Source organism: Ensifer sp. ENS11, assembly GCF_014851895.1.
Taxonomy (GTDB): Bacteria; Pseudomonadota; Alphaproteobacteria; order Rhizobiales; family Rhizobiaceae; genus Ensifer; species Ensifer canadensis.
Genome location: NZ_JACVAN010000019.1, coordinates 116,229 through 128,320 on the forward strand (window position 1 = coordinate 116,229; position 12,092 = coordinate 128,320).

General features: G+C 61.9%; 11 protein-coding genes. 7 read left to right on the forward strand and 4 right to left on the reverse strand.

The features are described from left to right. The first annotated feature begins 168 nt into the window (after window positions 1–168). Complete coding sequence (pdxY, locus tag IB264_RS26975; protein WP_025425279.1) at window positions 169–1,050, forward strand: pyridoxal kinase PdxY; 882 nt, start codon at window positions 169–171, stop codon at window positions 1,048–1,050. A gap of 69 nt (window positions 1,051–1,119) precedes the next feature. Beyond that, complete coding sequence (locus IB264_RS26980) at window positions 1,120–1,767, forward strand: carbonic anhydrase (RefSeq protein ID WP_025425278.1); 648 nt, start codon at window positions 1,120–1,122, stop codon at window positions 1,765–1,767. Between the two features lie 223 nt (window positions 1,768–1,990). On the opposite strand, the gene IB264_RS26985 is transcribed toward IB264_RS26980, so the two are convergent. Together IB264_RS26985 and IB264_RS26990 are read right to left on the reverse strand one after the other, a co-directional pair. After that, a complete protein-coding gene (locus tag IB264_RS26985) occupies window positions 1,991–2,812 on the reverse strand; it encodes a lytic transglycosylase domain-containing protein (RefSeq protein ID WP_025425277.1) in 822 nt (273 codons plus the stop codon). 207 nt (window positions 2,813–3,019) lie between these two features. Next, window positions 3,020–4,054, reverse strand: coding sequence for an aspartate-semialdehyde dehydrogenase (locus tag IB264_RS26990; RefSeq protein WP_025425276.1), 1,035 nt, complete (start codon window positions 4,052–4,054; stop codon window positions 3,020–3,022). Window positions 4,055–4,442: 388 nt separating this feature from the next. Here IB264_RS26990 and IB264_RS26995 point away from each other — a divergent pair, with 388 nt between their 5' ends. The 5 genes from IB264_RS26995 to IB264_RS27015 all read left to right on the forward strand — a co-directional run bounded on the left by IB264_RS26995 (window position 4,443) and on the right by IB264_RS27015 (window position 10,772). Beyond that, window positions 4,443–6,194 carry an alkaline phosphatase gene (locus IB264_RS26995; RefSeq protein ID WP_025425275.1) on the forward strand — a complete coding sequence of 584 codons (1,752 nt, stop codon included), beginning with the start codon at window positions 4,443–4,445 and terminating at the stop codon, window positions 6,192–6,194. Between the two features lie 109 nt (window positions 6,195–6,303). Then, entirely contained in the window at window positions 6,304–6,768 is a 465-nt protein-coding gene (locus tag IB264_RS27000; RefSeq protein WP_025425274.1) for a hypothetical protein, read from the forward strand. A 3-nt stretch (window positions 6,769–6,771) separates the two neighbouring features. After that, on the forward strand, window positions 6,772–7,461 hold the full coding sequence (locus IB264_RS27005; protein WP_025425273.1) for an ABC transporter ATP-binding protein: 690 nt from the start codon (window positions 6,772–6,774) through the stop codon (window positions 7,459–7,461). Next, a complete protein-coding gene (locus tag IB264_RS27010; RefSeq protein WP_025425272.1) occupies window positions 7,458–8,711 on the forward strand; it encodes an ABC transporter permease in 1,254 nt (417 codons plus the stop codon). The genes IB264_RS27005 and IB264_RS27010 overlap by 4 nt, the downstream gene beginning before the upstream one ends. Before the next feature lie 171 nt (window positions 8,712–8,882). Beyond that, the gene (locus tag IB264_RS27015; RefSeq protein WP_025425271.1) at window positions 8,883–10,772 is read left to right on the forward strand and encodes an MFS transporter; all 1,890 of its coding nucleotides are present in this window, start codon (window positions 8,883–8,885) and stop codon (window positions 10,770–10,772) included. 62 nt (window positions 10,773–10,834) lie between these two features. Here IB264_RS27015 and IB264_RS27020 read toward each other — a convergent pair whose 3' ends face one another. Beyond that, entirely contained in the window at window positions 10,835–11,524 is a 690-nt protein-coding gene (locus IB264_RS27020; RefSeq protein WP_025425270.1) for a phosphatase PAP2 family protein, read from the reverse strand. A gap of 292 nt (window positions 11,525–11,816) precedes the next feature. After that, window positions 11,817–12,092 (reverse strand): isocitrate/isopropylmalate family dehydrogenase (locus IB264_RS27025; RefSeq protein ID WP_246811835.1); only part of this gene is annotated, 276 nt, incomplete at its 5' end.

The following is a 12,092-nucleotide window of genomic DNA, read 5'->3' on the forward strand; positions in this document are numbered from 1 at the left end:
AACAGCTCAAATCCATTTAAATCGAAGGCAGATTGGCGAAAATTGCTCGAATTTCGATGAAAAAGCACGAAAACGCCAGCGGCTCGTGCGGAACCTGTCTGCCATAGCCTGTTGACATGGCGGTGACAGTCGGTGATCAGAGTTCAAATCGAAGGATTGGACTGGCCGATGCCCGAAATGCCCTCCTTGCCTGGTGCCGTCATCGTCATTTCTAGTCACGTGGTTCGCGGCACCGTCGGCAATCGGGCGGTTGTCTTTGCCTTGGAGACGCTTGGCCATCCCGTCTGGGCTCTGCCGACCGTCATTCTGCCCTGGCATCCCGGCCATGGCCATTCGACGCGCATCACGATACCGGACGCGGAATTCCAGTCGGTGATCGACGATCTGGCTCAGGCGCCCTGGGCCGGCGAGGTCCGGGCAGTCCTGTCAGGCTATCTCGGCTCGGCGAGCCAGGCAGAGGGCGTTGCCCGGCTGGTGACCGCCTTGCGCGCCCGCAATCCTGATCTCGTCTATGCCTGCGACCCGGTGATCGGTGATGCCGAAGGGCTCTACGTGCCCGAAGCGACGGCGATTACCATCCGCGACCGGCTGTTGCCGCTTGCAAGTCTCGCCACGCCCAACCGGTTCGAACTGGCCTGGCTTGCCGGCGCGACGCTCGAGACCAATGCGGCAATCCTTGACGCGGCGCTGGGGCTTGGTCCCTCGCGCATGCTGGTCACGTCGGCGATTCCGATGATGAAGGGCGGGACGGGAAATCTCTATCTCTCCGGCAACCATGCGCTGCTCGCCGAACACCGGCTGATCGAGAACCCGCCGAACGGCACGGGCGATCTGCTGGCGGCGGTGTTCCTGGCGCGGCTGCTGGAAGGCCTCTCCGAGGAGCGCGCGCTTCAGATGGCGACAGCCAGCGTGTTCGAAATTATCGCGCGCACGGTCAAGCGCGGCGCCGATGAACTGACGCTCGAACAGGATGCGTCCAGTCTCTCGACGCCGATGGCGATGGTGCAGATGCGGCGCTTGCTGCATCCGAGCCAGATGCGGCGGAAATAGAAGAAGCTGTTCACGGCACGCCGTCGGATGGCTTGGTGGATTGAACTCTCGACAGCAGCGGGGTAACCGATGGATATGCAGCGTTTTCCAGACCACCTTCTGAACGGCTATCATAACTTCATGAGTGGTCGCTTCAGCGAACAGCAGCAGCGTTACAAGACATTGGCGGATAGCGGGCAGAAGCCCAAGACCATGGTCATTGCCTGTTGTGACTCCCGGGCAGCGCCCGAGACGATCTTCGACAGCGGCCCGGGCGAGCTCTTCGTCGTGCGCAACGTCGCCAATCTCATGCCGCCCTACGAGCCGGACGGACACTACCACTCGACGTCGGCAGCTCTGGAATTTGCCGTCCAGTCTCTGCGTGTCAGCGACATCGTCGTCATGGGCCACGGACGCTGCGGCGGCATCAAGGCGGCGCTTGACCTGGACGCCGAGCCCCTGTCGCCGGGTGACTTCATCGGTCGCTGGATGCACCTCTTGAAACCGTCCGCCGAACAGATCCAGAGCAATGACGTGATGACCCAGGCCGAGCGGCAGCGCGCTCTGGAGCGGGTTTCCATCCGCAACTCGATCGCCAATCTTCGCACCTTCCCCTGCGTCCAGATTCTCGAATCGAAGGGCAAGCTCCAGCTTCACGGCGCCTGGTTCGACATTTCGACCGGCGAGCTCTGGGTGATGGATCCGAAGAGCGGCGACTTTGCCCGTCCAGGTATGTGATAGAAGCCAGAGAAAAAGCCCGGTCCTTTCGAACCGGGCTTCTTTTATTTCATAAGCTTTGATCTTTTGTTTTTGCGCTGTCGTTATCGCAAAACCGCTGCGCACCTTTGCGCAACATGCGTTAGAGCGTCTGCGGTTTAAGCGGAGTCGCAGAAACGCTCTATCTCCTTGTTTCTACGCATTTCCTGACGGAAAACCGCTTCGCACTTTTCCTGGAAATGCTCTAGTCGCCGTCAATTTCCGCGCCGATGATGGCGATCGCCTGCTGATAGACGCTGGCGGCGTTCCAGCCCTGGATCGCGCCGAAATTGGCCTGTCCCGGCTGATATCCGGCGCCCGGCTGCCAGCCGTGTCCACGCAGGAAGTTCGCGGTCGAAGCAAGCGCGTCAGCCTTCGAGCGGACCATGTCGATATGGCCGTTGCCGTCACCGTCGACGCCGTATTTCAGAACGTTTGCCGGAAGGAACTGGGTCTGTCCGATTTCGCCATGGGCAGCGCCGCGTGCAGCCGGGCTGAGATCGCCGCGCTGGACGAGCTGGAGCGCCGCATAGAGCTGGTTGGTGAAGTAGTCGGACCGGCGGCAGTCATAGGCGAGCGTCGAAACGGCTGAGAGCGTATGCTCCTTGCCCATGAAGCCGCCAAAGCCGGTTTCCATGCCCCAGATGGCGATCAGCGGGCCGGCCGGTACGCCGTAGCGCCGTTCGATGCTGTTGAAGAGCGCCGCATTCTGGGCCTTCATCTTCTTGCCGCGCGAGATGATCGTCTGACCGCCACGCTTCTGCATGAACTGGCTGAGCGAGAGCTTGAAGCTTTTCTGGCCGCGGTCGGCGCGGATCGTCGCCTTGTTGTAGGAAACGCCGGAGAGCGCCTTGTCGAGCGCCGCAGGGCTGATGCCGTTGCCGGAGGCTTCCTGCTTGAACTGCGTCATCCAGGCCGCGAAACCGCTGCCGTCGTTGCCGCACTGTGCCGCCGACGCGGTCGCCGGAAGGATCGCCGTTGAAATCAGGGCCGCAAGCCCAATCGCTACGCACTTTGCCGTGTGCATGAAATACCCCGTCATTGCCCAAATCTGGTTGCCGTTAGGAAGATGCCAGCCTTTGCCGGCTCTGTCACCCGCCCCTCATTGGCGGAAATTTCCTAACGGTTTCACGTGAATCCGATCAATTTTGCGCACGGATCCGTGAAACAGGAAACCCCGCAGGCCGATAACGGGCCAGGCGGGGTTCTTATTCGTGCTTTACCGTCTGTTTGTTCAGGCGGCCTGCTTCTTGGCGCGGATCAGACCGCGGTTGATGAGCAGCTCGGCGATCTGGATCGCGTTGAGTGCCGCACCCTTGCGCAGGTTATCGGAAACGACCCAGATGTTGAGGCCGTTTTCGACGGTTGCGTCTTCGCGGATGCGCGAGATGTAGGTCGCGTCTTCGCCGGCGCACTCGTAAGGCGTTACGTAGCCGCCGTTCTCGTGCTTGTCGACAACAAGGCAACCCGGTGCTTCGCGCAGGATATCGCGCGCCTCGTCAGCGGTGATCTCGTTTTCGAACTCGATGTTGACCGATTCCGAATGGCCGATGAAGACCGGGACGCGCACGGCCGTGCAGGTCACCTTGATCTTCGGGTCGAGCATCTTCTTGGTCTCGGCCAGAACCTTCCACTCTTCCTTGGTGTAGCCGTCTTCCATGAAGACGTCGATGTGCGGAATGACGTTGAAGGCGATGCGCTTGGTGAACTTCTTCGATTCGATCGGGTCGGCAACGAAGACCGCACGGGTCTGGTTGAAGAGTTCGTCCATGCCGTCCTTGCCGGCGCCGGAAACCGACTGGTAGGTCGAGACGACGACGCGCTTGATCTTGGCGTGGTCGTGCAGCGGCTTCAGCGCGACGACGAGCTGGGCGGTCGAGCAATTCGGATTGGCGATGATGTTCTTCTTGGTGAAGAGCGTGATCGCGTCCGGGTTCACTTCCGGCACGATCAGCGGCACTTCGGAGTCGTAACGCCAGGCCGAGGAATTGTCGATGACGACGCAACCCTGCTGGCCGATCTTCGGCGAATACTTCAGCGAAACCGCGCCGCCGGCCGACATCAGGCAGATATCGGTATCGGAGAAATCGTAGTTTTCGAGGTTCTTGACCTTGAGCGTCTTGTCGCCGAAGGAAACTTCCGTGCCCTGGGAACGGGCGGAAGCAAGGGCGACCACTTCATCGGCGGGAAAGCCGCGTTCCGAAAGGATGTTCAGCATCTCCCGGCCGACATTGCCGGTGGCGCCTGCGACTGCAATCTTGAAACCCATGATCTAAGCTCTCTTTTTTGTCTCTCCTCGTCGGGTGGAGGGGGAAACCGCGCGATCCGCCGCGAGGGTTCCTGTCCCCGGCCAAACCGGGGAGAGAGCGGAGGGCCAGAGACGTCAGACGGTTTTCGTCGTCGTTTTGGCCGTTGTTTTGAAGGAAGCTGGAAAACGCATATCCTGCCCGGCGATTTCTGCCAGGACGCTGCTGTCAGCGAAGTTGTGTTCGCGGCGAAGCATGGAATGCCTTCCTTTCCGAGGCTCGTAATAATTGTTTCTATCGGCGAGTCAAGCGTGCGATGCTTGGCGCCTGCAAACGTGATCGCAATGTCATGTCGCTGTCATCGCCGGGCGTTACGACCGCGCAATCCGACACCTCAAAGGGACGATTGCCATGCGTATGCTTCTTGCCACCCTCTTTGCCACGACGGTTCTGGCCCACGCCGCTCAGGCCGCAGACGTCTATCCCATTGATCGCGCGACAATTCTTGCCGGTTCCCCGTTCGATTTCAAGGTCGAGCTCAAGAGCGCCGTCAAGGCGGAAGACATCAAGGTGACCGTCAACGGCCAGGACTACAAGGCAGCGCTCGGTGCCGAAGCCGCCTATGTCGCGATGGAAAAGGGCAAGGAAGACAAGGAGCTCGGTTCGGCCCTGCTCCTGCGCAACGCTATAATTGGCGCACCGGGCAGCTACAAGGTCGAAGTGACGGCTGGCGGAGAGACGAAGACCGTGACCTGGCACGTCTATGCCACGGCGGAGCAGCCGAAGGTCAAGAACGTCATCTTCCTGCTTGGCGATGGCCTTTCGGTTGCGCACCGCACCGCCGCCCGCATCATGTCGAAGGGCATGACCGAGGGTAAGGCCAATGGCCGCCTCAACATGGACGACCTCGAGCGCATGGCCTTCATCGGCACGTCGGCGACCAATTCGATCGACACCGACAGCGCCAACACCATGTCGGCCTACATGACCGGCCACAAGACCGTGATCAACGCCGTGGGCGTCTATGGCGACCGCACGCCCGACAGCCTCGACGATCCACGGGTCGAGACCATTGCCGAAGCGCTGCGCCGCCAGACGCAGAAGTCGATCGGTCTCGTCACGACCTCGGAAATCGAGGACGCCACGCCGGCCGCCGTCGTCGCCCACACCCGCAACCGCAGCGACAAGGCCGAGATCGTCGGCATGATCTACGACGTCAAGCCGGAGGTCATCCTTGGCGGAGGCTCGGCCTATTTCCTCGGCAAGGAGACGCCCGGCTCCAAGCGCAAGGACAACCAGGACTACATCAAGCTTTTCCAGGAAGCCGGTTATGCGCTTGCGACCGACAAGAGCGAACTTGCCAATGCGCCCGCCGACGGCAAGCTTCTCGGTCTGTTCCACACCGGCAACATGGACGTGACGCTTGATCGCGAGTTCCTGAAGAAGGGCACGGTCGAAAAGTTCCCCGGCCAGCCAGGCCTTGTCGACATGATCAAGACCGCGCTCGACAGGCTGTCGAAGAACGAAAACGGCTTCTTCCTGATGGTCGAGGGCGCCTCGATCGACAAGATGAGCCATCCGCTCGACATGGAGCGCGCCGTCGTCGAGACCATCGAGTTCGACCAGGCGGTCGGCGTTGCCCGCGCGTTCGCGAAGAACAACCCGGATACGCTGGTTGTCGTGACCGGCGACCATACCCATGGCGTCTCACTGCTCGGCATCATCGACGACACCGTCGAGGGCAAGGAAGGCCGCGACAAGGTCAAAACAGGCGCTTCGGCGGGCTTCCCGAACTATACCGACGAGAACAAGGACGGCTTCCCCGACAAGATCGACGCGAGCCGTCGTCTGGCGATGTTCGTCTCAAACTTCCCCGACTACTACGAAACCTTCAGCCCCAAGCTGGACGGGCCGTTCGAGCCGGCGGTGAAGAACGAGAAGGACGAGTATGTCGCCAACGAAGCTTACAAGGACATGCCCGGCGCCGTGCTGCGCGTCGGCATCCTGCCGAAGGACGAAAGCACCGGCCAGCACACGGTCGACGACGTCGTGCTGCAGTCGGAAGGTCCGGGCAGCGAGGGCTTCAGAGGCTACATGGAGCAGAGCGACGTCTACCGCGTTCTCGTCGATGCGCTTGCCCTCGGCGTGAAGCAGACCAACTGATCGTTTGAAACCCGCCTCCTCCCTGAAACGGGGAGGAGGCTTCACGCTGACGTTCATTCCCGGCCACATCACGCCCATGCGCTGCCGGGGTACTCTTGGCGATAAGACGATGACCCTACCGACACCCATATCCTTGAGCCGTCGAGCTGTGCTCGGCCTGATTGCCGGCGCGGTTGTCGCGTTCGACGGGCATGCGGCCCTGGCCGACGCCAGTCTCACTTTCGATGAGCTCTACGGCAAGGTCAGTGTACTCGGCCTCGAATTCTCGACAAAGGTGAAGAGCCTTGCCGGTCAGGAAGTCCGCATGCGCGGCTTCATGGCGCCGCCGCTCAAGGCAGAGGCAGCGTTCTTCGTGCTGACGGAAGTTCCGATGGCGCTTTGCCCGTTTTGTTCGTCGGATTCCGATTGGCCGGACAATATCGTCGTCGTCTATCTCGGGGAGAAGCAGACCTTCGTGCCGCCCGGCCAGACGATCGAGGTTCGCGGGACACTGGAGGTCGGCTCCTGGACCGATCCGGAGACCGGATTCGTCAGCCTGCTGCGTCTGCGCTCGTCTCAATTTTACGCGGTCTAGGGCATGCTTGGTCTTCAACTCGCAGGCGTCGATGTCAGCTTTCCCGGACTTGCCGCACCCGCTCTTGCGATCGACAGCCTTGACGTCGCCGCCGGCAGCCGTGTGGCGCTCACAGGTGCGTCAGGATCCGGCAAAAGCACGCTGATCAGCATCCTGACCGGGCTCGAGCGGGTCGGACAGGGCCGCATCCTCTGGGGCGATGTCGATATCTGCGCGCTCTCCGAGGGCCGTCGTGACCGTTGGTGCGGCGCCAATATCGGTCTGGTCCTGCAGGACTTTCATCTTTTCCCCGGCCTCAGTGCTCTGGACAACGTTCTGCTGCCGACAAGGCTCTCCGGCGCGATGAGCCGTGATGTCGGCGCCCGTGCTGAACATCTGCTTCTGCGTGTCGGCCTCACCCGGCCGACCCAGATGATCGAAACCATGTCGCGCGGTGAAATGCAGCGGGTGGCGATCGCCCGCGCGCTTTTGCGCAAGCCGGGTGTGGTCATTGCCGACGAGCCGACCGCCAGCCTCGACAGCGACGCCGGCGAGACCGTCGGCGACCTGCTGCTCGAGCTTTCACGCGAAAGCGGCTGCACGCTGATCGTTGCGACGCACGATCTGGCGCTGACGCGGCGTATGGACCGTCGCATCCGGCTTGCCGCCGGGCGCATCGTCGAAGATGGCCTCATCGAGGAGCGCGCGGCATGATCGGTTTCATCCTTGCGGATCTGCGCCGCCTCTGGGCCGGTTCGCTCGTCGTCGTCCTCCTGGTTGCGTTGGCGACGGCGCTCGGCGTCGCCGTCACCTTGCAGGAACGGGCGCTTCGGCTCGGCAGTGCGCGTGCTGCCGACAAGTTCGACCTCGTGATCGGCGCCCCCGGCAGCGAGACCCAGCTCGTGCTTTCATCGATCTTCCTGCAACCCTCGCCGCTGCCGCTGATGGAAGGCACGGTTCTGCCGCGCCTTCTTGCCGATCCGCGCGTCGCCTCCGCAGCACCGGTCGGCTTCGGTGACAGCTTTGGCGGTTATGCCGTTGTCGGCACCTCCACCGGGTTGCTTGCGGAACTCGAACAGCTTGCCGAAGGCCGCGCCTTTGCCGCCCTTGGTGAAGCGGTTGCCGGCGCCGCCGTCGATTTGCCACTCGGTTATACGGTCAAGCCGACCCATGGACTTGCCGAACTCGGCGGCCACGCCCACACGGAACTCGCCTATCGCATTGTCGGGCGCCTCAAGCCCACGGGCACCGCCTGGGACCGTGCCATTTTGGTTCCGATGCAGGCGGTCTGGGCGCTGCATGGAATGGAAGCGGCGGAACACGATGATGCCGACGATCACGCGCATGACGAGGCCGCGTCCGGTGTCGAGGCGGATCACCCTCATATCGATGCGGACGCGGCGCTCGACGAGAATTGGAGCAAGGCCACGCCCGGCCTGCCCGCGATCCTCGTCAAACCGAAATCGATCGCCGACGCCTACAAGCTCCGGCAGGACTATCGCAGCAACTCGACACTGGCGGTTTTTCCCGGCGAGGTGCTGACGAACCTCTATGCGACACTTGGCGACGCCAAGCGGGTGCTCGTGGGAGTGACGACGGGCGCTCAGGTTCTGGTCGCAGCCGCGATCCTGCTCGTCACGATCCTGCATGTCGGCCAGCGCCGACGGCAGATCGGGGCGCTTCGTGCCTTCGGCGCGCCGCGCACGGCGGTGTTTGTCATCGTCTGGAGCGAACTGTTTGCGCTGATTGCCGCCGGTGTGCTTTCCGGTTTCGCGCTTGGCTTCGGTGCCGCAAAGTTCATAGCCGGATATCTTTCCGGTGAGAGCGGCGTTGCCATGCCTGTCATGTTCGCTGCCGGCGACGGATTTCTTGTCTCTGCCATTCTCGTCTTCGCCGCCATCCTCGCCGTCCTGCCGGCCATGATCGCCTACCGGCAATCGCCGGCGGCAGCCCTTCGCGCCTGAGGTCTCTGGCTTCTTAGACGAAAGTCATAAGCCGAAAGCATCCCTGCCTGCGGCCCTCCTTTTCTGACATCCTGTGATCAGGCGCACCACGTTCGGACGTTCAAGGGAGGAATTGTCCGAGCCAGCCAATGGGCGCTCCAATGGGCTGTTTTGGAGTGGAGGATAAACAAAATGGCAAATGTCGCGACAGCGGACGACACAAAAGCACGTCCGATGACCGGCGAGGAGAAGAAGGTCATCTTCGCCTCGTCGCTTGGTACCGTATTCGAATGGTACGATTTCTATCTCTACGGTTCGCTCGCCGTTTACATCGGCGCGACCTTCTTCAGCTCCTACCCGGAAACGACGCGAAACATCTTCGCGCTTCTGGCGTTTGCCGCGGGCTTCTTGGTTCGCCCGTTCGGCGCTCTGGTCTTCGGTCGCCTCGGCGACCTCGTCGGCCGCAAATACACCTTCCTCGTGACGATCCTGATCATGGGTCTGTCGACCTTCCTGGTCGGCATCCTGCCTGGCGCTGCCTCGATCGGCATCGCTGCGCCGATCCTGCTCATCGCTCTGCGCATGCTTCAGGGCCTGGCGCTCGGCGGTGAATATGGCGGCGCTGCAACCTACGTGGCCGAACACGCGCCGCACGGGCGTCGCGGTTACTTCACCTCGTGGATCCAGACCACGGCAACGCTCGGTCTGTTCTTGTCGCTGGTGGTGATCCTGCTCGTCCAGTACCTGGTGGGCAAAGAAGCGTTTGCAGCCTGGGGCTGGCGCGTTCCGTTCCTGGTCTCGGTCGTGCTTCTCGGCGTTTCCGTCTGGATCCGCCTGAAGATGAACGAGTCGCCGGCCTTCAAGAAGATGAAGGAAGAGGGCAAGGGTTCCAAGGCACCGTTGTCGGAAGCCTTCGGCCAGTGGAAGAACGCCAAGATCGCGCTTCTGGCACTGTTCGGCGCCGTCGTCGGCCAGGCCGTCGTCTGGTACTCCGGTCAGTTCTACGCGCTGTTCTTCCTGACGGGCGTGCTCAAGGTGGACGGCCAGTCGGCCAATATCATGGTCGCCGCCTCACTGCTGATCGGTACGGGCTTCTTCGTGCTCTTCGGCTGGCTCTCCGACAAGATCGGCCGCAAGCCGATCATCATGGCCGGCCTGCTGCTTGCCATGCTCACCTACTTCCCGCTGTTCAAGGCGCTGACCTGGGCCGGTAACCCGGCGCTCGCTCAGGCCCAGGCAACGGTACGGGCGACCGTGACCGCGGCACCGGGCGACTGCAAGTTCCAGTTCAACCCGACCGGTACCGCGAAGTTCACGACCTCGTGCGACATCGCAACCGCGTTCCTGACCAAGAACTCGGTTCCCTATGACGTGGTAACGACCGCTGCGGCGGGGACTGCCGCGACTGTGGAGGTCGGCGAAACGACGATCAACAGCTATGACGCGATCGCTGCAGGCGATGGTGCCAAGGCTGCCAACGCCGGCTTCGAAAAGCAGACCAACATGGCTCTCCATGATGCCGGCTACCCGCTGGTTCGTGGTGCGGCAAAGGTTCCGGAATCCAAGCTTGACGGCTTCGTCGCCGCCAATCCGGAACTGGCGCTTGATGCCGCTGCCGTTCGCGGCGGCGAAAAGACCATGGTTCCTGCCGACAAGCTCATTGCCGACAAGCTCCTGACCAAGGACGAAGTCGGCGCCGCCACCGAAATGGCTGTCTACACGATCGCCAAGGGCGGCAGCTACGCAATGGTGGCGGATCCTGCCAACGTCAACTGGACGATGATCATCGCCGTTCTGACCGTTCTCGTCATCTACGTGACGATGGTCTACGGCCCGATTGCCGCCCTGCTGGTCGAACTGTTCCCGACCCGCATCCGCTACACCGGCATGTCCCTGCCCTACCATATCGGCAACGGTTGGTTCGGTGGCTTGCTGCCGGCCACGGCCTTCGCGATGAGCGCGGCTCAGGGCGATATCTACTACGGTCTCTGGTACCCGATCGTCTTTGCGGGCATCACCCTGGTCATCGGCATGTTGTTCCTGCCGGAAACCAAGGATCGCGACATCCACGCGATGGACTAAAGACTTCCCCGAGAGGCATCACGGCTCTCCCGACTCCGGCGCGGCTTTCCGCGCCGGCTTTTTTATGGGCGGGAGCCTGTTCGCTTTGGGATAGGCCAACCGCCCTCGTCGGCGCGGAAAAGCCAGCCGCGTTTGGCGAAGAGAAACGCCACCATCATAGATGTCCATAGGCCAAGCAGCAGCCCGGCAGCAACGTCGCTCGGATAGTGGGCGCCGACGATGACGCGCGAGACCCCGATGACCAATGCCATCACGAAAAACAACGGCCGCAGCTTCGGCAGAAGCATGGCAAAGGCGCCGAAAAAAGCACCCGCCGCCGTCGAATGACCGGATGGAAAGCTTTCGAACAGGGTGTCGCCGGTAAACGGCGTCAGGCTGTAGGCACCGAGATCCACCAGAAGCTCGGGCCTTGCCCGCCCGATCAGGAACTTCAGCACATGCACGAGCACACTGGCAGTGCCGATCGTCAGCAAGAAATAGGCAGCAAGGTTGCGGACAGTTCGGGCTTTGCGCTGAAACGGCGCCTGGCCAACGGCACGCTGCAGGATGAAGGCGACGGCAAGCACCAGACCCGAGACATAAATCATCCAGCCGAAGGTGCCGAAGTCGGTAATCAGGCGATTGAAGGCGACGATGCCCTCGGGCAGTTCCTGCGCCCGCGTCGACAGAAACGGATCGAGCGGAATGAAGGCGAGTACGAGGATCAGTGTCGTCACCAGGATCCATCCGGTTGATGCGAGCGGTCGGTTCATGTCGGCCTTTCCAAACGGTCTGCATGCGAGAATGCGGTCCCTCGCCGCCCCTCATTGCTCGCAGCATCTGCCTGCATGTGTCGGTTCGGCCGTCGAATTCAAGACTGTCGAATGCAAAACACCTCCGGATCGCTCCGGAGGTGTTCTGACAACTTGCGGGGCGCTGCCCGATCGGGCGCGCCTCTTGCTTGAACGTTTCCGCTTCAGACGATGCCGCGGAAACGTTCAAGCTTTTTGTTTTACGCATTTCCTGGCGGAAAACCGCTTCGCACTTTTCCTGGAAATGCTCGTATCAGGCAGACAGCGCCTTGAACTCGGAGAGGATGGCTTCGCCCATTTCGACGGTTCCGACCTGGCGTGCGCCTTCGGCCATGATGTCGCCGGTGCGGATGCCCTTGTCGAGCACGGTGGCGATCGCCTTTTCCAGGTTGTCGGCTTCCGTCACCAGGTTGAAGGAGTAGCGCAGGCACATGGCAAACGAGGCGATCATGGCGATCGGGTTGGCGATGCCCTTGCCGGCAATGTCAGGGGCCGAACCGTGCACCGGCTCGTAGAGCGCCTTGCGCTT